26 protein-coding genes are annotated in these 20,570 nt (G+C 60.5%); 18 read left to right on the top strand and 8 right to left on the bottom strand.

Features of this window, described 5'->3' with window-relative positions:
* The first annotated feature begins 25 nt into the window (after nt 1-25).
* The 3 genes from KDW95_RS18575 (at nt 26) to KDW95_RS18585 (ending at nt 5,206) form a co-directional block, all read left to right on the top strand.
* Entirely contained in the window at nt 26-1,108 is a 1,083-nt protein-coding gene (locus KDW95_RS18575) for a Leu/Phe/Val dehydrogenase (protein WP_255853271.1), read from the top strand.
* A 158-nt stretch (nt 1,109-1,266) separates the two neighbouring features.
* Nucleotides 1,267-2,688, top strand: coding sequence for a sodium-dependent transporter (locus KDW95_RS18580; protein ID WP_255853272.1), 1,422 nt, complete (start codon nt 1,267-1,269; stop codon nt 2,686-2,688).
* Between the two features lie 337 nt (nt 2,689-3,025).
* Nucleotides 3,026-5,206 (top strand): OsmC domain/YcaO domain-containing protein, encoded by a 2,181-nt coding sequence (locus KDW95_RS18585; RefSeq protein WP_255853273.1) that lies wholly within the window; start codon nt 3,026-3,028, stop codon nt 5,204-5,206.
* A 254-nt stretch (nt 5,207-5,460) separates the two neighbouring features.
* Here the strand turns inward: KDW95_RS18585 and KDW95_RS18590 are convergent, their stop codons facing one another.
* Nucleotides 5,461-7,284: a lytic transglycosylase domain-containing protein gene (locus KDW95_RS18590; protein ID WP_255853274.1), complete on the bottom strand. Its 1,824-nt coding sequence runs from the start codon at nt 7,282-7,284 to the stop codon at nt 5,461-5,463.
* Between the two features lie 256 nt (nt 7,285-7,540).
* Here KDW95_RS18590 and KDW95_RS18595 point away from each other — a divergent pair, with 256 nt between their 5' ends.
* Nucleotides 7,541-8,035: a TspO/MBR family protein gene (locus KDW95_RS18595; protein WP_255853275.1), complete on the top strand. Its 495-nt coding sequence runs from the start codon at nt 7,541-7,543 to the stop codon at nt 8,033-8,035.
* A gap of 75 nt (nt 8,036-8,110) precedes the next feature.
* Here the strand turns inward: KDW95_RS18595 and corA are convergent, their stop codons facing one another.
* The 4 genes from corA to KDW95_RS18615 all read right to left on the bottom strand — a co-directional run bounded on the left by corA (nt 8,111) and on the right by KDW95_RS18615 (nt 10,147).
* Nucleotides 8,111-9,058, bottom strand: coding sequence for a magnesium/cobalt transporter CorA (gene corA, locus KDW95_RS18600; RefSeq protein ID WP_255853276.1), 948 nt, complete (start codon nt 9,056-9,058; stop codon nt 8,111-8,113).
* A gap of 186 nt (nt 9,059-9,244) precedes the next feature.
* Nucleotides 9,245-9,397, bottom strand: a complete 153-nt coding sequence (locus KDW95_RS18605) for a YtoQ family protein (RefSeq protein ID WP_370646635.1) — start codon at nt 9,395-9,397, stop codon at nt 9,245-9,247.
* A 77-nt stretch (nt 9,398-9,474) separates the two neighbouring features.
* On the bottom strand, nt 9,475-9,627 hold the full coding sequence (locus KDW95_RS18610) for a YtoQ family protein (RefSeq protein ID WP_370646637.1): 153 nt from the start codon (nt 9,625-9,627) through the stop codon (nt 9,475-9,477).
* Nucleotides 9,628-9,703: 76 nt separating this feature from the next.
* Complete coding sequence (locus tag KDW95_RS18615) at nt 9,704-10,147, bottom strand: YtoQ family protein (protein WP_255853277.1); 444 nt, start codon at nt 10,145-10,147, stop codon at nt 9,704-9,706.
* Between the two features lie 145 nt (nt 10,148-10,292).
* Between KDW95_RS18615 and KDW95_RS18620 the strand changes: the two genes are divergently transcribed.
* The 13 genes from KDW95_RS18620 to KDW95_RS18680 all read left to right on the top strand — a co-directional run bounded on the left by KDW95_RS18620 (nt 10,293) and on the right by KDW95_RS18680 (nt 17,402).
* Nucleotides 10,293-10,607: a hypothetical protein gene (locus KDW95_RS18620; RefSeq protein ID WP_255853278.1), complete on the top strand. Its 315-nt coding sequence runs from the start codon at nt 10,293-10,295 to the stop codon at nt 10,605-10,607.
* Between the two features lie 312 nt (nt 10,608-10,919).
* Complete coding sequence (locus KDW95_RS18625) at nt 10,920-11,414, top strand: GspH/FimT family pseudopilin (protein ID WP_255853279.1); 495 nt, start codon at nt 10,920-10,922, stop codon at nt 11,412-11,414.
* Between the two features lie 217 nt (nt 11,415-11,631).
* On the top strand, nt 11,632-12,108 hold the full coding sequence (gene pilV / locus KDW95_RS18630; RefSeq protein ID WP_255853280.1) for a type IV pilus modification protein PilV: 477 nt from the start codon (nt 11,632-11,634) through the stop codon (nt 12,106-12,108).
* Nucleotides 12,109-12,128: 20 nt separating this feature from the next.
* A complete protein-coding gene (locus KDW95_RS18635) occupies nt 12,129-13,166 on the top strand; it encodes a PilW family protein (protein WP_255853281.1) in 1,038 nt (345 codons plus the stop codon).
* A gap of 9 nt (nt 13,167-13,175) precedes the next feature.
* Nucleotides 13,176-13,565 (top strand): type IV pilin protein, encoded by a 390-nt coding sequence (locus KDW95_RS18640; RefSeq protein ID WP_255853282.1) that lies wholly within the window; start codon nt 13,176-13,178, stop codon nt 13,563-13,565.
* A gap of 30 nt (nt 13,566-13,595) precedes the next feature.
* On the top strand, nt 13,596-14,765 hold the full coding sequence (locus KDW95_RS18645) for a pilus assembly PilX family protein (RefSeq protein ID WP_255853283.1): 1,170 nt from the start codon (nt 13,596-13,598) through the stop codon (nt 14,763-14,765).
* Between the two features lie 74 nt (nt 14,766-14,839).
* The gene (locus KDW95_RS18650; RefSeq protein ID WP_255853284.1) at nt 14,840-15,040 is read left to right on the top strand and encodes an MbcA/ParS/Xre antitoxin family protein; all 201 of its coding nucleotides are present in this window, start codon (nt 14,840-14,842) and stop codon (nt 15,038-15,040) included.
* Nucleotides 15,041-15,337: 297 nt separating this feature from the next.
* Complete coding sequence (locus KDW95_RS18655; protein ID WP_255853285.1) at nt 15,338-15,484, top strand: TRAP transporter large permease subunit; 147 nt, start codon at nt 15,338-15,340, stop codon at nt 15,482-15,484.
* A 137-nt stretch (nt 15,485-15,621) separates the two neighbouring features.
* Nucleotides 15,622-15,813, top strand: a complete 192-nt coding sequence (locus KDW95_RS18660; RefSeq protein WP_255853286.1) for a DUF2848 family protein — start codon at nt 15,622-15,624, stop codon at nt 15,811-15,813.
* Nucleotides 15,783-16,304 (top strand): DUF2848 family protein, encoded by a 522-nt coding sequence (locus KDW95_RS18665; protein WP_255853287.1) that lies wholly within the window; start codon nt 15,783-15,785, stop codon nt 16,302-16,304. The genes KDW95_RS18660 and KDW95_RS18665 overlap by 31 nt, the downstream gene beginning before the upstream one ends.
* 9 nt (nt 16,305-16,313) lie before the next feature.
* A complete protein-coding gene (locus KDW95_RS18670; RefSeq protein WP_255853288.1) occupies nt 16,314-16,622 on the top strand; it encodes a hypothetical protein in 309 nt (102 codons plus the stop codon).
* Between the two features lie 152 nt (nt 16,623-16,774).
* Nucleotides 16,775-17,011, top strand: a complete 237-nt coding sequence (locus tag KDW95_RS18675; protein WP_255853289.1) for a hypothetical protein — start codon at nt 16,775-16,777, stop codon at nt 17,009-17,011.
* 91 nt (nt 17,012-17,102) lie between these two features.
* The gene (locus KDW95_RS18680) at nt 17,103-17,402 is read left to right on the top strand and encodes a YkgJ family cysteine cluster protein (RefSeq protein WP_255853290.1); all 300 of its coding nucleotides are present in this window, start codon (nt 17,103-17,105) and stop codon (nt 17,400-17,402) included.
* 95 nt (nt 17,403-17,497) lie between these two features.
* Here the strand turns inward: KDW95_RS18680 and secB are convergent, their stop codons facing one another.
* From secB to KDW95_RS18695, 3 genes are all read right to left on the bottom strand, one after another.
* Nucleotides 17,498-17,989 carry a protein-export chaperone SecB gene (secB, locus tag KDW95_RS18685; protein WP_255853291.1) on the bottom strand — a complete coding sequence of 164 codons (492 nt, stop codon included), beginning with the start codon at nt 17,987-17,989 and terminating at the stop codon, nt 17,498-17,500.
* 100 nt (nt 17,990-18,089) lie between these two features.
* On the bottom strand, nt 18,090-18,341 hold the full coding sequence (grxC, locus tag KDW95_RS18690) for a glutaredoxin 3 (protein ID WP_255853292.1): 252 nt from the start codon (nt 18,339-18,341) through the stop codon (nt 18,090-18,092).
* 5 nt (nt 18,342-18,346) lie between these two features.
* A complete protein-coding gene (locus KDW95_RS18695) occupies nt 18,347-18,760 on the bottom strand; it encodes a rhodanese-like domain-containing protein (RefSeq protein WP_255853293.1) in 414 nt (137 codons plus the stop codon).
* A 224-nt stretch (nt 18,761-18,984) separates the two neighbouring features.
* Between KDW95_RS18695 and gpmI the strand changes: the two genes are divergently transcribed.
* A complete protein-coding gene (gene gpmI / locus KDW95_RS18700; RefSeq protein ID WP_255853294.1) occupies nt 18,985-20,535 on the top strand; it encodes a 2,3-bisphosphoglycerate-independent phosphoglycerate mutase in 1,551 nt (516 codons plus the stop codon).
* The last annotated feature ends 35 nt before the right edge of the window (nt 20,536-20,570 follow it).

The following is a 20,570-nucleotide window of genomic DNA, read 5'->3' on the forward strand; positions in this document are numbered from 1 at the left end:
GATGTTGCCCACAGGAATAAGAATCATGTCTGTATTTAGTCATCCGGAATTTGATAACCATCAGCACCTGTCCTTTGTCAGTGACGAAGAAACCGGCCTGCGGGCCATCGTTGCGGTGCATAACAGCAATCGCGGGCCGGCGCTGGGCGGCTGTCGCATGTTCCCCTACGCCAGCGACGAAGCGGCGCTGCGTGATGTACTGCGCCTCTCCAGGGGTATGACCTACAAGTCGGCCCTGGCCAACCTGGATCTGGGCGGTGGCAAGTCGGTGATTATCGGCGATCCGCGTGCCCACAAGTCCGAAGCCCTGCTCGAAGCCATGGGGCGTTTTCTGGAGCAACTTGGCGGCCTCTATATTGCCGCCGAGGATTCCGGCACCAGCGTGGCGGATCTGCAGGTGATGGGGCGCCATACTCGCCACGTGGCCGGTGTGGCATCCCGCCCGGGATTCGATGGTCGGCACAGCAATGGTGACCCGTCGCCGGCCACGGCCTACGGCACCTTCGTGGGTCTCAAGGCGGCGGTGGCGCATCAACTGGGCCGCAGCGACCTGGAAGGGCTTAAAGTGGCGGTGCAGGGGATCGGCAATGTCGGCTATCGCCTGGCGCAGCTGCTCAGCGATGCCGGCGCCCAGCTCTGGGTGCACGATATTCACAGCGATGCGGTGGCCCGTGCCGTCGACGAGCTGGGTGCCACCGCCGTGGCGGGAGACGAGATTCTGAGTCTGAATGTTGATGTTGTCGCGCCCTGTGCGCTCGGCGCGGTGCTGAACGATCAGAGCATCGCCCGGCTGCAGGCAAGGGTGGTGGCCGGGGCGGCCAACAACCAGCTGGAACTGGCGCGCCATGATGACGCCCTGCGTCAGCGCGGCATCCTCTATGCTCCGGATTTCGTGATCAATGCCGGCGGCATTATCGATGTCTGCTACGAACGCAACGGTCACGACGCCGAGGCCGTGCGCCGCCATGTGGAAACCATCGGCGATACGCTCGGCGAAATATTCGCCAGGGCCGCGCTGAGCCAGCAGCCCACCGGTGTCATCGCCAACCGCCTGGCGGAAGAACGCTTCAAGCCGCACCGGGAAGAGGGCGCCCGGCAGGTGGCCTGATGCCCGACTTTTACACTTTGGCTATTGGTAATTAGTTTTTGAGCTGGCAGCTGTCAGCCTTGAACCTTGGCCCTTGGCCCTTGTGCCTTGCACCTTGAACCCTGGCCCTTAACCAAACGAAAGCTCCTCCTTATAAAAACAGCAACACGGAGATTCACATGACTCAAACTGTCACCACGGGCGCCGCTTCAGGCGCTGTTGCCGGCGCAAACACGGCTGGCACACCCAAGCGCGCTTTCTGGTCGTCGCGCATGGCCTTTATCCTGGCCGCCACCGGCTCCGCCGTGGGCCTGGGCAACGTCTGGAAATTCCCCTATATCACCGGCGAAAACGGCGGTGGCGCCTTTGTGCTGGTGTACCTGCTCTGTATCGCCATTGTTGGCCTTCCCATCATGATGGCCGAGGTACTTATCGGCCGGCGCGGTGGCCGCAGTCCCATCAGCAGCATGGCTATCCTGTGCCAGCGCGACAAGCTGCACAGCCGCTGGCGCTGGCTGGCGGGCATCGGTGTGCTGGCGTCTTTCCTGATCCTGTCGTTCTACTCGGTGATCGGTGGCTGGGCGCTGTCCTACGTGGGCACGGCGGGCAGCGGCGCGCTGAGCGGCCAGAGCAGCGAGAGCATCGGCGCTATCTTCTCCGGCCTGCTGGCAGACCCCGGTACCCTGCTGATGTGGCATACGCTCTTTATGGCGCTGACCATTCTGGTGGTGGCCAGGGGCCTGCGCGGCGGTCTTGAACGCGCCGTGACCATCCTGATGCCGGCGCTGTTCGTGCTGCTGTTGCTGCTGGTGGGCTATGCCATGACCACCGGCCACTTCGGCCAGGCGGTGAGTTTTCTCTTCCAGCCGGACTTTTCCAGGCTGAGCACCGAGGGCATCCTGGTGGCGCTTGGTCATGCCTTCTTTACCCTGAGCCTGGGCATGGGCGTGATGATGGCCTACGGCTCCTACCTGCCCAAGGGCGTGTCCATTGCCCGCACCTCCATCCTGGTGTCCTTCATGGATACCGGCGTGGCGCTGCTGGCGGGGCTGGCGATCTTCCCGCTGGTGTTCGCCAACGGTCTTGAGCCCGGCGCCGGCCCTGGCCTGATCTTCCAGACCCTGCCGCTGGCCTTCGCCCAGATGCCCTTTGGCAGCCTGTTCGGCACCCTGTTCTTCGTACTGCTGGTATTCGCCGCCTGGACCTCGGCCATCTCGCTGCTGGAACCGCTGGTGGAATGGCTCGAAGAGCGCCGTGGCCTCAATCGCATGATCAGCACCCTGGGCGCTGGTATTGCCGCCTGGCTGCTGGGCATCGGTTCCATCCTGTCGCTGAATGAATGGGCGGATTTTGCGCCGCTGGGCATGTTCGCCATCTTTGAAGGCAAGACCCTCTTCGATCTGCTGGATTACCTCACCGCCAACATCCTGCTGCCGCTCGGTGGCCTGCTGGTGGCCGTGTTCGTCGGCTGGTTCATGGCGCGCCAGGCGCTGGAAAACGAACTGTCCATGGGGCGTCGCAGCTTCGCCCTCTGGTACGGCGTACTGCGCTACGTCACCCCGGTGGCGGTGGCCATCGTGTTTATCTACAACCTGGTGTAAAGCAGCGGCAAGCCGTGAGATTTAAGCTCTAAGCTAAAAGGGGCAAGAAGAAAGCCAAAAGGCAGGGCACCTGGTGCCCTGCCTTTTTTCTGTGTGGGAGCCTGCTTTGCGGGGGGATGGCCTGGGTAGTGCACGCGTCGAGCAGGGTGGGCAGAGCCCAGCATTGACCTTCGATGCGCAGGTCGGGCGGTTTTTCCTGGGTACTCTGGCATGCCGTCCAGGCTGCCAGGCCCTGCGAACCTGAACCACAATCCAAGACGGCCGGCGGAAAAACCGGGATAATGGCGGCCATTCAGGGCTCAGGCCCTCCAAAATCGTCTACCCGGGTGCCCTCGTAATGGAAATCAGCGTCAATTTTCTCGACAACCTCAGGCTTGAAGCCAAGTTTGACGACTTCACCGTCATTACCGACCAGCCCATTCGCTACAAGGGTGACGGTTCGGCACCGAGCCCGTTCGATTATTTCCTGGCATCCTCTGCCCTTTGCGCCGCCTACTTTGTGCGGGTGTACTGCCTGGCGCGGGACATTCCGACCGACAATATCCGCCTGTCGCAGAACAATATCGTTGACCCTGAGGATCGCTACAACCAGATTTTCAAGATCCAGGTGGAGCTGCCGGAAGACATCTCCGACAAGGATCGCCAGGGCATCCTGCGCTCGATCGAGCGCTGCACGGTCAAGAAGGTGGTGCAGACCGGTCCGCAGTTCCAGATCGAAACCGTGGAAAACCTGGGGCAGGATGCGCAGGCGCTGCTGATGGTCGGGCCCGACAGCGAAACGAGCACTTACATCGAGGGCAAGGACCTGCCGCTGGAGCAGACCATCGCCAACATGACGGCCATCCTGGCGAAGCTGGGCATGAAGATCGAGATCGCGTCCTGGCGCAATATCGTGCCCCATGTGTGGTCGCTGCACATTCGCGATGCGGCATCTCCCATGTGCTTTACCAACGGCAAGGGCGCGACCAAGGAAAGTGCCCTCTGTTCGGCGCTGGGCGAGTTTATCGAGCGCCTGAACTGCAACTTCTTTTACAACGACCAGTTCTTTGGCGAAGACATTGCCAACAGCGCCTTTGTGCATTATCCGAATGAGAAGTGGTTCCAGCCGGGGCCCAAAGACGCGCTGCCAAAAGAAATTCTGGATGACTACTGCCTGGACATCTACAACCGGGACGGCGAGCTGCGCGGCTCGCACCTGATCGACACCAACTCCGGCAAGGTCGAGCGCGGTATCTGCTCACTGCCGTTTGTACGCCGGTCCGATGGCGAGCAGGTGTACTTCCCCTCCAACCTGATCGAGAACCTGTTTCTCAGCAACGGCATGAGTGCGGGCAATACCCTGTACGAGGCCCAGGTACAGTGCCTGTCGGAAATTTTCGAACGGGCGGTGAAAAAACAGATCATCGAAGACGAAATTGCGCTGCCGGATGTGCCTGCGTCCGTGCTTGCCAAGTATCCTGGTCTGGTCGAGGGCATCAAGGCGCTGGAGGCGCAGGGTTTTCCGGTGCTGGTCAAGGATGCGTCCCTGGGCGGCCAGTTCCCGGTGGCCTGCGTCACGCTGATGAACCCCAGAACCGGCGGGGTCTTTGCCTCCTTTGGCGCACACCCCTGCCTGGAAGTGGCACTGGAGCGCAGCCTCACCGAACTGTTGCAGGGTCGCAGCTTTGAAGGCCTGAACGATGTACCGCCGCCGACCTTTAATGGCATGGTGCTGGCGGAGCCGAACAATTTTGTAGAGCACTTTATCGATTCGTCGGGCGTGATTTCCTGGCGTTTTTTCAGTGCCGCCCAGGATTACGAGTTCCACGAATGGGACTTTTCGGGCACGAATGAAGAAGAAGCCCGCGTGCTGTTCAGCATCCTCGAAGACATGGGCAAGGAAGTGTACACGGCCGTGTATGATGACCTCGGCGCGCCGGTCTGCCGTATCCTGGTGCCGGGCTATTCCGAGGTTTATCCCGCCGATGACCTGATCTGGGACAACACCAACAAGGCGCTGGATTACCGTGAAGATATCCTCAACCTGCATGCCCTGAGTGACGATCAGCTGGCGGACCTGGTGGAGCGCCTGGAGGAGAGCCAGCTCGATGACTACAGCGACATCATCACCCTGATCGGCATCGAGTTTGATGAAAATACGGCCTGGGGCCAGCTCACCATTCTTGAACTCAAGCTGCTGATCAACCTGGCGCTGGAGCAGCATGAAGAAGCCCTGGAACGGGTGGAAACCTTCCTGCAGTTCAATACCAACACGGTGGAGCGCGGGCTGTTTTACCAGGCGGTGAACGCGGTGCTGGAAATCACCCTGGACGATGACCTGGAGCTTGACGACTACCTGGTTAACCTCAAGCGCATGTTTGGTGAAAAAACCATGGAGGCCGTGGTGGGCTCGGTCGACGGCTCCGTACGCTTCCATGGCCTGACCCCAACCAATATGCAGCTGGAGGGCCTGGACAAGCACCTGCGCCTGATCGACAGCTACAAAAAGTTGCATGCCGCCCGCGCCGCGACCCTGTAACGCGCGGATTTAATCTGAAACTGCAGCGGATACAGCGCAATGCCGTGTCCGCGCTTTTTTCCATATCACCCGGCACTTTGGGTTATTCGTAAGTGGTGATTCGTTATTCGGAATTGGTTATTAGTCATTCGTGGTGCGGCCATTAGGCTTGGTTACGGCTTACGATTCACCAATCACCAATCACCAATCACCAATCACCAATCACCAATCACCAATCACCAATCACCAATCACCAATCACCCGCCACGCTGCCTTCAAATCCCGTAACAGGCCCTGAGTGCAGCGGGGCCACGCTGATCCATAGCCTGGTATTTCTTCCAGAACTCGTCATCAACCGCCTTGAGGTGTTTCGAGGTCGTGGCCTTGCGGTAGCGTTCCAGATGCCGCGGGCCGCCGTTGTAAACGCCATAGGCGGCCCGGGCGAGGGCGCGGGGGTCCCCGGCGGCCTGATCTTCCCTGTGCTTGATGGCGAAGTCGACCAGGTAGTGCACCAGGATCTCGTTACCGGCGCGGGCGTTGTAGCCGACATCACGGCCCAGGGCGTCGAGGTTGTACACGCCGCGCCAGACGTGGCGGTTGATCTGCATCAGGCCGATGGCACCGCCCGGTGACTGGATGGTGTTCACCTGGCCGTTTTTGCGGACGTACTGGCGCCAGCAGCTTTCCTGCCAGGCAGTGGTGCGCAGCAGGGTGGCGTAGATATCGAAAGCGTGCCCGGGCACCTTGCCCTTGCTGCGCTCGGCCAGTATCACCTGGTCGAGCAGCTGCGCCATGGTGCCCAGGTAGTCGTCAATTTCCGTTGCCGCCGGCACCCAGCCCGTCAGGCGGGCCACCAGGGCAGGGGTGACCTGGCCGGCATGGGCAGCGGGGATCAGCCAGGCAAAAGGGAGGGTCGATGCCTCCTCGTTCTGGTTGAACTCCGGGTCCAGCCCGAGCAGTGCGCGCAGGGCCGGGTCTACCTCGGTGCCGTACTCCAGAGCGTCGTCGCTGACCCTGGGCACCAGCAGGCGGGCGAAGCTGCGCAGGCTGTTACGGTCCAGCTGTACGCCCAGGTGCGGCGCGATCCTGTCCAGGGTACTCAGGGCATCGGCGGCACTGACAAAGGTGGCGTACTGCAGCGCCGGTACGGCGGGCAGGGTCGGGCGGGTGTCATGCAGCAGCGGCGCCAGCCGTTCCCAGGTGTTGAGAAAGAGATCCCGTACCGGGTCACGGGCGCGGTCGTCATCGGCCAGTGCATCGCGCAGGTCATAACGTGCCTGCAGTAGCAGGTCGGCCAGAGCCCTAGCGAGTTCTGGTTCGGCGCTGGCACCGAGCGTCTTGATCAGCCAGGTGGCAAAGCCGTCCCAGGCTTGCCAGCGGGTGTCCCAATGGGCCAGTTCGGCCTCGGTCAGCACCTGGTCGCTGGCCGGTGTCCAGTTCGGTGGCGGGTCGGGAAGCTGTGCCCGCAGCACCAGGTTCAGACCGGCGGGCGTTGCCGTGACCCGGTGCAGCGCGAGGCGGACAGGCACCCTGGCGCCTGCCGCTTGCGGCGCGTGCAATACCAGTTGCAGAAGGTCTTGCAGATTGCCGACGGCGGGGGCGAGGTCCACGCTGACTGCATCGAACCGCGGCTGGATGAAATCCTTGATCCAGTTCCAGATGACACCGGGGACCGCCCGGGTCTGTTCGTTGGTTTCAAGAATGCCGGAATCAACAATGCGAAAGTCGATGGCCGGCCTGTGGCGGTCGATATAGGCCTGGTGCCGGGTTTCGATCACGCCATTCCACTCCAGAGGCAGCATGCAGTGGTTGCCCGTGGGAATGCCGGTGCGGGTGCTGATGTCGGTCAGGATGCGAACCTGGCCGTCATCCGTGCCCTCGATGCGAGGGTTGGACAGGCGCAGGCTGTTGCAGCGACTGCCGTCGGTGAAGAGTTCTGCGGTATTGCCCGGCCCCGACAGCAGCTGCTCGTCCAGTGCCTGGTCCAGAATGCGGTAGTCCAGCGTAATGGGAACCTGCAGTTCGCCGGCGAGCAGTCCCGGGGACACAGTCCAGAGCAAGGCTCCGAGTGCGACGAGCGTGGCAATCCCCTGTGGCATGACTCTGGTCTCCGGCCTGCGATATTCTACGCGGGTGTCGCAGCTGTTGGGTGGGCATTACTTTAGGCCCAGTTGAGGCTTGCGGATATATCCCGCCATGAATATTTTTGCGCAGGGCAGGGCCCGGCATTCTCGAGATACCACCGTTTGAGCGCTGGAAACGGGACAGACGAAGGCCGGACTGGTGCAAAGTTCAACAGGGACATCACCCATGGGCTTTAATGAACAGTCTCGGCAGGCAGTTACCGGAGGTTTTATGTCAATGCTGTCAAGGCGTGTGCAGGTTCTGGGGCTGCTGGGCTGGCTGCTTGTGAGTTTCATGGCATCTGCCATTGGCGCCCTGGCTTCAGTCCAGGCCAGGGCGTTTTACAGTCAGCTTGTTCAGCCTGGGTGGGCGCCGCCGGGGGCCCTGTTTGGCCCTGTGTGGGGCACGCTGTACGCGCTGATGGGGATCGCCGCCTGGCTGGTCTGGCGCCGTGGCGGATATCAGTCCAACCGGCGAGCTTTGGGTGTGTTTCTGCTGCAGCTTGGGGTCAACGCGCTCTGGAGCTGGCTGTTCTTTGCCTGGCACAGTGGCCTGTGGGCGCTGGTGGATGTGTCGCTGCTCTGGGTGCTGATTCTGGTCACGCTAGTGTATTTCTGGCGTGCGCGGCCTCTGGCTGGCGCGCTGCTGGTTCCCTATCTGCTGTGGGTCAGTTTCGCATGGGCACTGAACTACACCCTGTGGCAGCTGAACCCCCAGCTGCTTTGATTGGCCTGTCCGGCTGGCAGGCGTTCGCGGAGCATTGTTTTCCCTTTCCCTTTCCCTTTCCCTTTGGCCCTGCTGTTACAGCCAGCCCTTGCGCTTGAAGAAGTAATAGGTGCCAAAGGCGCTGGCGACCATCATGCCGAGCGCCATGGGATAGCCCCAGCTCTGCTGCAATTCGGGCATGATATTGAAGTTCATGCCGTAACTGCTGGCGATCAGGGTCGGGGGCAGGAAGACCACGGCGGCGACCGAGAAGATCTTGATGATCTTGCTCTGCTGCAGGTTGGTAAAACTCATGGTGGCATCGAGCATGAAGTTTATCTTGTCGAACAGGAACTGGGTGTGGGGCAGCAGGGACTCGATATCCGCCAGCATTTCCTTGAGCTGACGCCGGTTGTCCTTGCTGAGCTGGTTGATCTGGTAGCGCTGCAAAAAGCGCAGGGTGCGCTGGGTATCCAGCAGGCTGAGGCGGATCTTGCCGTTGCTGTCTTCCTGGCGGGTGATCATGCGCAGCAGCTCATCCAGGTTTTCGGTCTCGAACACCTGCTCCGACGCCGGCTCCAGAATCTTGTACACGTCCTCGATGGAGTCCGACAGGTAATCCACCTTGAGTGCGAACAGGTGTAGCAGCAGCTCCATCGGCCCGGTGGCGTGAATCCGGTCCTGGCGCAGATACTGGCGCAGCAAGCGAAACAGGCTGAGGTCTTCACCACGTACGCTGATCAGCCGGTCCAGGCGCAGGTTGAGCGACACGTTGATGCTGCGCAATTCCTGACCCACCTTGTGGGGAAACAGCGAGTTGATATGCAGGCCATCCTCGTCGGTAAAGAAACGTGACGACGCCTCGATCTCATCAACCTTTTCCTGCCCCGGCAGGCCGCCGACAAAGTACCCCGACAGCCACTCTCGTTCGTCCTCGTCCGGCTCCAGCGCATCTATCCAGATGGTGCCCGCGGGGATGCTGTCTTTGACGCTCAGCGGGGTTTTGCGCAGGTGGTGATGTTCAAGCTGATATGCGGCCAGCATGGGGCGGCGTTCTCCCTGTCAGTGATGCGCCAGAGTATAGCGCCACACCGAGGCACGCCTGTAGCGCTGTGGGCGGGTTTGCGGGGATTTTTTACAGAAGGGTTGGGCGGGAAGAGGGAGCAAGGAGAAAGGGCAGAGCGCCGCCGGGGGAAACCCCGGCGGCGCTTGTGAGCTTAGGCAGTGGTGTTACTTGCCCTGGGTCACGTAGCGCAGAATTTCCACTACCTGCTCAGGTTCCTGCGCCCAGGCCATGGCGGCGGCGTCGACTTCCTTCAACGGGTGGATGATATCGGCGTCGTGCAGGGTGCCAATGTTAAGAGTGGTGTACCCGCTTGCCATCAGTTGCTTGATGTCTAAAGAGCAGAAGGCGCCACCGGGGGAAACCCCGGCGGCGCTTGTGAGCTTAGGCAGTGGTGTTACTTGCCCTGGGTCACGTAGCGCAGAATTTCCACTACCTGCTCAGGCTGCTGCGCCCAGGCCATGGCGGCGGCGTCGACTTCTTTCAACGGGTGGATGATATCGGCGTCGTGCAGGGTGCCAATGTTAAGAGTGGTGTACCCGCTTGCCATCAGTTGCTTGATGATCAAAGAGCAGAAGGCGCCGCGGGGGAAACCCCGGCGGCGCTTGTGAGCCTAGGCAGTGGTGTTACTTGCCCTGGGTCACGTAGCGCAGAATTTCCACTACCTGCTCAGGCTGCTGCGCCCAGGCCATGGCGGCGGCGTCGACTTCCTTTAAGGGATGGATGATGTCGGCATCGTGCAACGTAATGTACGGTGTGCCCAGGGCGGCCAGGTAGCCGGCGTCGAAGGCGGCGTTCCACTGCTTGTACTGGTTGCCAAAGCGGACCACGGCAACATCGGCGCTTTCGATCAGGGTCTTGGTGCGGATGGCGTTAACTTTGGACGACTTGTTGTCGCGCCAGAAAGGCTTGTCTTCCGCGCCCAGGTGATCGCCGGCGGCATCGGAGGCCTCGTGCTGGGTGACCGGGCCGACGAAGGTGACGGGTAGATCCAGCGCCAGGCAGCCGTCTTCAATACGCTCGCGCCAGTCGGTGTGAATTTCGCCGGAAAGATAGACGGTCCAGATCATTGTGGGCTCCTTGGGGTGTTTTTATGTATACAAAGTGGGTGTGGCTTTGTGCATTGTCCCGAACAAGCCGCTGCGCTGCAAGTCGGCTTGTTCCCGCTTGCGGGTCGTGGCAGTCTTGGGTTTCCAGTATTGACAGGGCAAATGGATGCAGTCCTTGCTGATCGTAACCGAACTCTATGACTTCGATACCACAACGGGCTGTCTGCGTGCCCGCTGTCATGATGGCCGCTCCCTGCAGGTCATGGCGGAGCCAGGCCAGCGGATCAACTGCGATCTGCTGGCGCAGCTGCAATGTCCCTTCTTCCTGCTCAGTGACCAGCCCGCGCAGGAGCTGGGTGACATGCTGATGCTGTCGCCCCGTACCCTGATCAGCGTGCCGCCGTTTTCTACCGCCGAGGTGGCCGCCATGCTTGATAGCGGCCAGGCGGAGCTGATACTGCAGCAGGCGCTGGGACGCTGATGCGCCGCCAGCCTGCTTGACGTTGGTCTACTTCAGGCCGGCTGTATCCTGGGTATAATTAACGTGCTACAAATGTGCTGGAAGCGCCCGCATGGCTTGAGATTATGGCTTGCGCTATGACTTGCACTGGGTTGCACGGGGTCCTGTGCAGGCTGCTGCCGGTAGGCTTTTTTCCAATAGTTGATTAACCGATCAAAATAAGTGCTATCAGCCCGGCAAATGCATTCCGAGTTTGCTACTCTACGGCCTTCTTGTCTTAACCGTCAGGTATCCGGCGGAGCGGTCTCCTAGCATCAGGGATGAGCCATTCAGATGTACCCGTTTCATGCTACCTGTGACCGGCTGCGGCAAAACCGCACAGCCGGCGGCTTTACACTGATCGAACTGCTGGTAACCCTGTCGATAGCCGCCATTTTGCTGACCATCGGCGTGCCTTCGTTCAGTTATGTGCTGGAAGATTCGCGCATGGACCGGGGCCAGTCGAGCCTGGTGGATGCGATTCAGTTTGCCCAGAGTGAAGCGGTCAAGCGTAACGCCGTTGTGACCGTGGCACCGGTATCCGGGGGCGACTGGGCCAATGGCCTGTCGGTAATGCTGAGTGCCGAGCAGCTGCGGCGGCTGGAGGGGCTGACCGGTGTCAGTCTGAGCTGCGTGGGTGCCTGCACGACACTGAGCTTTTCCGGGGCGGGCACCTCCACGGCCCAGACGTTCCGCCTGTGCAGCACCCGCGGCAGCAGCGGGCGCGAAATGACGCTCTACGCTACCGGCAAGGTCAAGTCGGCCTCCTGGGGAGGCTGTGGTGCCTAGCAGCCTGTTGGACTTAACACTGATCTACTGCGGGAAAGTCGGCTTTGGTCATTTTCCGTACTCTTTATTGTCAAATAGAACCACTATTCTCCTCAAAAGAGCTCAAAAACTGCCTCAAAACGGACTTTCCCTCGCTACGACCGGCCAAGCCCGACAGGCTGCTAGCTTCCCTTCGCGTATTTTCGAGTCAGGCCCCGCCCGCGCTGCGGGCTTCTCGATGATCGAGGTGCTGATTACCCTGCTGGTATTTTCGATTGGCTTGCTGGGGCTTGGCGCCATGTATGCCCAGAGCCTGTCAATCAGCCACAACACCTACCTGCGCTCGCTGGCATCGATTCAGGCGGCCGATATGGATGAGCGTATTCGCGCCAACCCCTGGGCGGCGGCGGATGCCTATGTTCTGGACGGCACTCAGTGTGTTGGGCTGGGTTCCGGTGCGGCCTCGGTGGCGGTACCGGCGGCGGTGCAGGATTGCGGCACTGCCAGCTGTGCCGCATCCCAGGTCGTGAACTGGGATCTGTCGCAGTGGTGCAGTGCCAATATTGACCTGTTCGGCGGCCTCTTTGTCTCGGCTGCGATCAGCAGTACGGGGGGCGACTACCAGGTGGACCTGAACTGGCAGGAGCGCGTGTCCGGATCGAACAACCAGCGCAGTATCGACAGCCGCGGTTTCAGTTACCGCCTGACCCCATGATCCACAGGGAGCACCCGCAAATGCGAGCCAGACAAGGTGGCATGTCGCTGATCGAACTGATGGTATCGCTGCTGATTGGCCTGGTGCTGGTCCTGGGGGTGGTGCAGGCACTGATGATGAGTCGTTCGGCGCTGGTGAGCCAGGCCAGCATGGCGGCCATATCCGAGAATGCCCGGGTGTCCTTCGAACTGATGCGTCGGGAGCTGCGCCTGACCGGTCTCAATGCCACTTCGACCAGCTGGCTCAGTTTTTCCCAGATGGACGATAGCGATCATGCCAACGCCTGGGTGCTGAGTGCAGAAGGCGATGGTGCCACGGTGGAATACTGGGTCAATGCGGACAACGAACTGGTCTATCGCCGCGACAGTGCAACGCCCCAGGCGCTGGTGGACGGCATTGCCGGCATGGATGTGGCCTTCGGTGTTGGCGATCCGAGCGACGGCAGCCTGCAGTACATGGACCAGAGCGGCATCGCCAGCCTGGCCCAGGACAATATCTGGGCGCTGCGAATCGAGTTGGCGCTCAATGATCCGCAGGATAATGGCTCCGAGCTGCACTTTGGCGAGCGCAGTATCAGCTCCACCATCGCACTGCGCAACCCGCTGCTCAACGCCGTGGCGGGCATTACCACGGCGCCTGCTGCCGGCAGCGACGATGACGATGATTCCGGCGATGGCGACAACGGCGCAGATGACGGCGGCGACACTGGAGGTGATACCGGGGGCGACGGGGATGGCGGTGCTACGGATCCGGGTGACGATGGCGACCCGGATGACGGCGGTGGCGATCCGGATCCTGTGGCCAGCTGTTCGGTGTCGATAAGCGGGTCTGTTTTCCACAAGCATGCGTCCATCAACATGACGGTCGGTGGTTTGTCCTCAGGATCCTGTAGCAATAGCGGGGCAAATAAAAATCCAACCTACTCGTGCAGTGGCGGTGCCTACGAGGAGGGGGCTTATATCGTACTCACGGCACAACAGGGCAATACCGTAACAGCATCTTTCACGCTTGATTGCGCGGGCGCGTCATCGGTAACGATTGAGAACAAGGACTTGTAAGGCAACAATATGCAGCAAGGCAACAACAGAAAAAACGGCTTTACCCTGATCGAAGTCATGATCGTGGTGGTGATCGTTGGCATTATCGCGTCCTTCGCGGTGCCTTCCTATGTACGTTACGTGCGGGACTCCAAGCGCAGTGAAGGCCAGGTGGCATTGATGAGCCTGTCGACGCAACTTGAGCGCTGTTTTACCGAAGGTTTCTCCTATGTCGGCGCGTCTTGTCCAACGGCTTCCGTTGACAGCCAGAGTGGCTATTACAGCCTGAGCATTTCTGCCGCAGCGACCAGTTATACGCTGACCGCAGAGCCCAATTTCCAGGATAGCCAGTGCGGCGACCTTACCCTTACTCACACCGGCAGCCGGGGGTCCAGTGCAGGGAATGCTTGCTGGAAATAACTCGCTGCCCATTATCACAGGATGTGGCGAATGAAATACAACTCCAGCCCAGGCCCCTTGCGCGAACAGGGTTCTGCCTTGATCGTTGGCATGGTCATCATGATCGTGATGGCGATCGCGGGCCTTTCGATGATGAACACGACCCTGCTGGACGAGCGCAAGAGCAGCAACTCCAGGGCACAGCTACAGGCTTTCCTGGCGGCGGAGGCCGGTGCCAGCAAGGCGCAGGACTACCTCGTCTCGAACTGGAGCAGTTACAGCTGTGTCGTGAACGGGGCCTTGCCGGGCATGTCCGCGGTGGCCTACGGCAGCGCCAGCTATACCGTCACCGCTGTGGTGTGCGGCACCGATGAGGTAACCTTCAGAAGCAGCGGGCTTCAGCAGGAAACGGGCGCGTCGCGGGACATCGAGTTCGTGCTGCAAAACGAGGCATTGCGCGGTGGTGGCCTCGGCGGCACGATTAATTTCGTCGGTAATGTGGTGACCTTCGATACTCCCAGCTCCAACGCCTTCCAGGTTGATGGTAACGGGGGACCTGCGATCACCGCCTCCACCGACAGCTATCGCGATGGCATTCTGGGAGCCATCCCGTCGGACCGGATTGACAACTACATCGGCGGCGTGGAAACGGCTGACTTTCCCGAAACCTGGAGCACTGCACCGGGCCTGCAGGCGCTGGTGGAGGCTATCGAGACTAGCCCCGATGCGCGGGTTTACAACGCCGAAGGGGATGTGAATACCGGGGATCTGGGCTCCAGTAGCGATATGAAAATAACGGTGGTCAAGGACGACCTGGCGCTCAAGGGCAGCGAGACCGGCGCCGGTGTCATGGTGGTGTATGGCGACCTGTCCTACCAGGGTACGCCAAGCTGGGATGGTCTGATTATTGTACTGGGAGGTACCTTCGCCGTGGGTGGTGGTGGTAACGGCGGCCTGGCGGGTTCCCTGTTTATTGCCGATGTCGATACCAGCCAGGCGACCTGGACGTTTTCGGGCAATGACCTGGCCTTTGACACCAATGGCGGCGGTACCTCGGACTATGTCTATGATTGCGACAAGCTGTCCGATGCCCGGGAGCTCTTGAATGCCACCGGCCAGACCCTGTGGGACATGGATGCCGGGGATTGCAGCAGTCCCGGCACGGGTAGCCGTTCAGGCGGCGTGGTGCTGACGCAGTGGCGGGAACTGATTGCCCGCTAATCCAACGGTTGGCGCTGCTGTCTCTATACTTAGTTCACGGCGCTGATGATGAATTCGCTAGCGGGGTGACAGCAATGGTTCAGGAAGATGCACGGCAACGGCTGCTGGAGGCCGCCACAGGTTACTTTGGCAGCAGGCAGGAAGCTCAGGCGTGGCTCAACAGCCCGCATATGGGACTGGAGGGCATGACGCCGCAGCAGATGCTGGACTCGGGCCCGGCGCTTGAACAGATTATGGATCTGGTGCATCAGCTGGAGCAGGGTGATGCGCCCTGATGTTGTTTTACGGTTGCAGAGAATAACAGCACAGGTCTTGCCGGCAGTGCTTTTCAGGCGTCAAAGATGTCGCGGGGCCTGTGTTGGATGTGCTGTAAATATTTGTTTGTAAATCATTTTTTATAATGACGTTAGCGCTGGTTTCGAGCGGTTTTGCGGGCTTTTGCTATGTTGGTACTCACCATAGAGCAAGGGAATATGCCCAATGAAGACGCCCCGGATGCCACCCGATGAAGTCCAGCGTCTTGAAACGCTGCGGGAACTCTGGGCTTCTTTATTGAAATCCTGTCGCTGGGGGTGATCACCATTCCGCTGATGGCACCCATGCTGTTCGGGTTTGGTTTCGACAAGGTGTGGTTCGGCGTCATTCTAATTATCTTTGTTGAAATGGCCCTGATTACGTCGCCGGTGGGGCTGAACCTTTATATCGTTCAGGCCGTATGACGTGCCGAACCATTCAGTGATGTGGTGCTGGGCACCCTGCCTTAGTTCGTTGCGATGCTGTTGCTGGCATTGCTGCTTATTGCCTTCCCGGATATTGCCCTGTCGCTACCCAGCTCTATTTGAACCAGGAGTCCCCCATGTTGACGCTTAATATTGACGGCCGAAATCACAGCATTGCCATCCGCTCCCTGGCGATTGCCGGTTGGGCTGGCAGTGACCAGGCCCACGTGCAGGAACATATTGAAGAGCTGGCTGCTCTGGCTGTGGCGCCGCCATCCGCGACGCCCCTGTTCTACCGTTGCGATCCGACCCAGCTGGTGCAGACATAAGGTCTCCAGGTGCCAGGGGCAGCAGTTCCGGCGAAGCCGAAGTCTGCCTGATCGTTGATGAACAACGTCGTCTCTGGATCAGTCTCACGTCTGACCATACCGACCGTGAACTGGAAAGCTACAGCGTGGCGTTCTCAAAACAGCTTTGCATCAAGCCCCTGGCCCACCAGGCCTGGCGCTATGAAGATGTGGCCGGGCACTGGGATCAGCTGATTCTGCGCAGCGAAACCGAGGAAAACGGCCAGCAGGTGGAGTACCAGCAGGGTACTCTGGCCGAGCTGCTGGATATTCCAACCCTGCTGGCCCGCCTGCCGGCGGATTTGCAGGATGAGCAGGGTATCCTGCCCGGTACCGCCCTGCTGTGTGGCACTGTGCCGGCCATTGGCGGTATCCGTCCAAGCGGTTCATTCTCCATGAGCCTGGTCGATCCGGTGCTGGGATGCACGCTCAGCCACCACTACCAGACCCGGTCGCTGCCCGTCGTCAAGTAAGGTATTGTCATGAGCCAGAACCATGCTGCCGCCTTTTGGCGACGCCCTCCTGTGCAGCGGCGTATGGCCGACGCCGAAGCCGCCTTCCAGCGGGGCGATTCTTTGCCCACCGAACTGCTTGCTGCGCTGAACGAGCGTGTCGAGCAGATACCGGATATCGTCTCCAGCACCTATGTGTGCGTGGGCAATCCTGCGGTTTCGTCGACGCCACCCGAGCAGCAGGGTGCCCTGGCCGGTATCCCCCTGAGCATCAAGGATCTGTTCGACAGCTGGAGCAGCAGGCCGAGCTGTACGATCCCTTTGTACGCGAACGCCTGAGTGCGGGTGTTGAGGTGCCGGCCTGGGCCTACCTGCAGCGGCTCGCACCCCGCGAGCAGCTGTAGCAGTGCTTCGCTGATGAGTGCCAGGGGCTGGATGCGGTCTTCCTGCCGACGGTGCCCATTCTGCCGCCGAGCATTGCAGCCCTCAGCATGGACAGTAGTGTCTTCCATACCGCCAACCGGATGGCATTGCGCAATACCAACGTCTTCAACTATCTCGACAGCTGTGCCGTTTCCGTTCCGTTCAAGACCCTGGAGATGGCGCTGCCCATCGGGCTTATGCTGGTAACCCCCCAGGGGACCGACAGCCGGGCGCTGCAGCATGCCGCCATGCTGGAAGCCTTCTGCAGCCGATACAGCGAAGCCTGTGACGCGGCGAAGGGCTGAGGGGCTGTTGGCACACGCCTGATTGGCCCGTTAGATGCCGTGCGGGCGCAAAAGCGTTATGCTTGGCGCCCGACAAGCTGGTGACTGCTGGATGACCATAGAGCTGATCAATCTGCCTGAACAAGGAAGTGACGTGACCTGCGCCAGCTGCGCCGCGCGCTGCTGCCGCCTGACCGTCATGCTGCTGACCGATACCGGAGTGCCCGAGCGCTTTATCGAGTACGACGACTGGGGCGGCGAGACCATGGCGCAGGGGGATGATGGCTGGTGCCTGGCGGTGGATCGTAACACCATGCTGTGCACCATCTACGAAAACCGGCCACTGATCTGCCGCGAGTTCGAGATGGGCGCCGACGAGTGCCTGACCGAGCGGGCTGCGCCGCAGTATTAGCAGCCGAAGTGTCCGGGAAAAATTAAGCAGAGCTGCATGAAAAAGGGACTGACGCCTTGAGCGTCAGTCCCTTTTTTTACCGCTGCGAAAGAGGCTTAGTGCGCCTGGGTTTCGCCTTCGGCGGCCTGGGCGGCTTTCTGCTGCATCTGCTGTGCGTACAGCGCATCGAAGTTGACCGGTGCCAGCATCAGGGCCGGGAAGCTGGCTTTGGTGGCCAGGCTGTCAACGGATTCGCGGGCGTAGGGGAACAGGATGTTGGGGCAGAAGGCACCCAGGGTGTGGTTCAGTTCGGCTTCGGCCAGACCTGCGATCTGGAAGATGCCGGCCTGCTGGATTTCGATCAGGAAGGCGTTGTTGCCGTCGTTCTTGGCCGTCACGGTCAGGGTCAGGATCACTTCATAGTGATTCTCGCCCAGGGTGCGGGTGCGGGTGTTCAGGTCCAGGTTGATCTCAGGCTTCCACGCCGAGGTGAAGATGGCCGGTGTGCCCGGGGCTTCCAGAGAGACATCTTTCAGGTAGATCCGCTGTACTGAAAACTGCGGTCCTGTTGCTTGCTGTGCGCCGTTCTGTGCGTTTTCTTCAGCCATGTTGTTTGCTCCTTCTGTAAGCGTGGGTTCACTGCCATCAAAACGGGGTCAGTGTCTTGTTGTACCCGGGCGGCAGGGAGGCAAGGCGCCGCCCGGCTGTTCAGGCCAGCAGTGCGTCGAGCTTGCCCTGGCGTTCCAGGGAGTAAAGATCGTCGCAACCGCCGATATGGTTTTCACCGATAAAGATCTGCGGCACGGTGCGCTGACGGCTGCGCTGCATCATTTCGGCACGCTTGGCCGGTTCCTTGTCAACATTGATTTCCGTATAGACCGCGCCCTTGCCATCGAGCAGCATCTTGGCGCGAATGCAGAACGGGCACCAGGCGGTGGTATAGATGAGGATATCGGTCATGGGGCTCACTTGATTATCGGCAGGTTCTGGCCTTTCCATTCGGTCATGCCGCCGCTGAGGCGGGTAACCTGTTCAAAACCGGCGGCGGTCAGTTTCTTGCTGGCGCTGCCGGCGGTCTGGCCCAGGTTGCAGACGACGATGATCGGCCGTGACTTGTACTTGTTCAGCTCGCCGATGCGGTTGTCCAGTTCAGCAACAGGCAGGTTGATCGCATCGGTAATGTGACCGGTGGTCCATTCTTTCTTGGCTCGGATGTCGACGACAACGGCGTCCTGCTTGTTGATCAGCATGACGGCCTCGTTGGGGGTGACAGAGGTGCCGGACTTGCGGCTTTCGTTCCAGAGCAGCATGGCCAGGGTGAGTACCCAGGCGGCGATCAGGTAAGGGTGGTTGGCAACAAATTCGAACAGGTTTTCCATCGTGAATTCCGTTAACTACGCCTGATTTCGCAACTGCGCGAGCCTGATATTTGCAATTGCGTTGAAAATTAGCGGCTAAGTATACAATGCTCACTGCGGCGGCATAAGGGGAAGGATGATGTTCGCCGCGAATGGCCGCTGGCGCTGCGTTGTGCAGTCGCAAAAAGGGCTGATTCGCAGTAAAATGGCCGCTTCGCCAACCTGATCCGGACATCAGAACTTCCATGACTGCCACTCGTATCCCCAAAGCACTGATCATTCTCGACGGCTTCGGCATCGAGCACACAGCATCCTCCGCCATCGAAGCCGCACAGACCCCGACCTGGGATCAGCTGCTGGCAAATAATCCGAATTCCCGTATTGAAACCTCGGGCCTGGCGGTGGGTCTGCCTGAGGGTCAGATGGGCAACTCCGAAGTGGGGCACATGAATATCGGTGCCGGCCGTACCGTATATCAGAACTTCACCCGCATTTCGAAAGCCATCAGCGACGGTGATTTCTTTGAAAACCCGGTGCTGTGCGCAGCGATGGACAAGGCGATCGCCGCTGGCAAGGCCGTGCATGTGCTGGGCCTGCTGTCGCCCGGTGGTGTGCACAGTCATGAAGAACACTTGCTGGCGCTGCTGGAAATGGCGGCTGCGCGCGGCGCCAAGTCAGTCTACCTGCACGGCGTGCTGGATGGCCGGGACATGCCGCCGCGCTCGGCCGAACCCTCCATTGCCCGCGTTGAGGCCAAGCTGGCCGAGATCGGTACCGGTGCGATCGCCACCCTGGTGGGGCGTTACTACGCGATGGACCGGGATAACCGCTGGGACCGCGTTCAGGTCGCCTACGATGCCATGACGCAGGGTGAGGCGCCGCAGCGATTCGAGTCCGCCCAGGCGGCGCTGGCCGCTGCCTACGAGCGCGGCGAAAACGACGAGTTTGTGCAGGCCACGGTACTGACCGACGCCACCGGCCAGGCACTGGGCACCGTTGCGGATGGCGATGCAGTGATCTGCGCCAACTTTCGCCCTGACCGGTCCCGGGAAATTACCCGTGCCTTCGTTGACCGCGACTTCGATGGCTTTGGCCGCAGTGCGCATCCGGCCCTGGCCGAATACGTGATGATGACCGAATACGCCGCCTCCATCGACTGCGCCTGTGCCTATCCGCCGGCCACCATCAGCAACGACCTGGGTGAATACCTGTCTGGCCTTGGCAAGACGCAGCTGCGCATTTCCGAGACCGAGAAATACGCCCACGTGACCTTCTTCTTCAATGGCGGACGCGAGGAAGTCTACCCGGGCGAGGATCGCATCCTGGTGCCGTCCCCCGATGTGGCGACCTACGACCTCAAGCCGGAAATGAGCGCGCCTGAAGTCACCGAGAAACTGTGCGCAGCGGCACGCAGCGGCAAGTACGACCTTATCGTCTGCAACCTGGCCAATGGCGACATGGTGGGTCATACCGGCAAGTTCGATGCGGCGGTCAAGGCCTGCGAAGTGCTCGACGACAGTGTGCGCCAGATCCTGCAGGCCATGCGTGAGGTCGGCGGTGAAACCCTGATTACCGCCGATCACGGCAACGTCGAACTGATGGTCAATCCCAAGACCGGACAGCCCCATACGGCCCATACCAACTGGCCGGTGGCGCTGGTCTACGACGGTCCCCGTGCCGGGGATATACGCCTGGACAACGGTGCCCTCTGCGACCTGGCGCCCACGCTGCTGGCCCTGATGGGTCTGGAACAGCCACGGGAAATGACCGGCAAGTCCCTGGTAAAAGGGAACTGACCCTGGCGGGGTTGCCCGCGGGCAGCCCCAGGAAT

The organism is Marinobacterium rhizophilum, assembly GCF_024397915.1.
Taxonomy (GTDB): Bacteria; Pseudomonadota; Gammaproteobacteria; order Pseudomonadales; family Balneatricaceae; genus Marinobacterium_A; species Marinobacterium_A rhizophilum_A.

Bases quoted from the DNA above. Each gene is read 5' to 3' on its own strand.
- KDW95_RS18620 (WP_255853278.1), top strand. From the start codon at position 10,293: ATGCAGTCCTTGCTGATCGTAACCGAACTCTATGACTTCGATACCACA.
- KDW95_RS18590 (WP_255853274.1), bottom strand. From the start codon at position 7,284: ATGCCACAGGGGATTGCCACGCTCGTCGCACTCGGAGCCTTGCTCTGG.
- KDW95_RS18680 (WP_255853290.1), top strand. From the start codon at position 17,103: ATGACCATAGAGCTGATCAATCTGCCTGAACAAGGAAGTGACGTGACC.
- KDW95_RS18635 (WP_255853281.1), top strand. From the start codon at position 12,129: ATGCGAGCCAGACAAGGTGGCATGTCGCTGATCGAACTGATGGTATCG.
- KDW95_RS18695 (WP_255853293.1), bottom strand. From the start codon at position 18,760: ATGGAAAACCTGTTCGAATTTGTTGCCAACCACCCTTACCTGATCGCC.
- corA (WP_255853276.1), bottom strand. From the start codon at position 9,058: ATGCTGGCCGCATATCAGCTTGAACATCACCACCTGCGCAAAACCCCG.
- secB (WP_255853291.1), bottom strand. From the start codon at position 17,989: ATGGCTGAAGAAAACGCACAGAACGGCGCACAGCAAGCAACAGGACCG.
- KDW95_RS18575 (WP_255853271.1), top strand. From the start codon at position 26: ATGTCTGTATTTAGTCATCCGGAATTTGATAACCATCAGCACCTGTCC.
- KDW95_RS18640 (WP_255853282.1), top strand. From the start codon at position 13,176: ATGCAGCAAGGCAACAACAGAAAAAACGGCTTTACCCTGATCGAAGTC.
- KDW95_RS18625 (WP_255853279.1), top strand. From the start codon at position 10,920: ATGTACCCGTTTCATGCTACCTGTGACCGGCTGCGGCAAAACCGCACA.
- pilV (WP_255853280.1), top strand. From the start codon at position 11,632: ATGATCGAGGTGCTGATTACCCTGCTGGTATTTTCGATTGGCTTGCTG.
- KDW95_RS18595 (WP_255853275.1), top strand. From the start codon at position 7,541: ATGTCAATGCTGTCAAGGCGTGTGCAGGTTCTGGGGCTGCTGGGCTGG.
- KDW95_RS18580 (WP_255853272.1), top strand. From the start codon at position 1,267: ATGACTCAAACTGTCACCACGGGCGCCGCTTCAGGCGCTGTTGCCGGC.
- gpmI (WP_255853294.1), top strand. From the start codon at position 18,985: ATGACTGCCACTCGTATCCCCAAAGCACTGATCATTCTCGACGGCTTC.
- KDW95_RS18610 (WP_370646637.1), bottom strand. From the start codon at position 9,627: ATGGCAAGCGGGTACACCACTCTTAACATTGGCACCCTGCACGACGCC.
- KDW95_RS18585 (WP_255853273.1), top strand. From the start codon at position 3,026: ATGGAAATCAGCGTCAATTTTCTCGACAACCTCAGGCTTGAAGCCAAG.
- KDW95_RS18605 (WP_370646635.1), bottom strand. From the start codon at position 9,397: ATGGCAAGCGGGTACACCACTCTTAACATTGGCACCCTGCACGACGCC.
- KDW95_RS18650 (WP_255853284.1), top strand. From the start codon at position 14,840: ATGGTTCAGGAAGATGCACGGCAACGGCTGCTGGAGGCCGCCACAGGT.
- KDW95_RS18670 (WP_255853288.1), top strand. From the start codon at position 16,314: ATGAGCCAGAACCATGCTGCCGCCTTTTGGCGACGCCCTCCTGTGCAG.
- grxC (WP_255853292.1), bottom strand. From the start codon at position 18,341: ATGACCGATATCCTCATCTATACCACCGCCTGGTGCCCGTTCTGCATT.
- KDW95_RS18615 (WP_255853277.1), bottom strand. From the start codon at position 10,147: ATGATCTGGACCGTCTATCTTTCCGGCGAAATTCACACCGACTGGCGC.
- KDW95_RS18660 (WP_255853286.1), top strand. From the start codon at position 15,622: ATGTTGACGCTTAATATTGACGGCCGAAATCACAGCATTGCCATCCGC.
- KDW95_RS18645 (WP_255853283.1), top strand. From the start codon at position 13,596: ATGAAATACAACTCCAGCCCAGGCCCCTTGCGCGAACAGGGTTCTGCC.
- KDW95_RS18675 (WP_255853289.1), top strand. From the start codon at position 16,775: ATGGACAGTAGTGTCTTCCATACCGCCAACCGGATGGCATTGCGCAAT.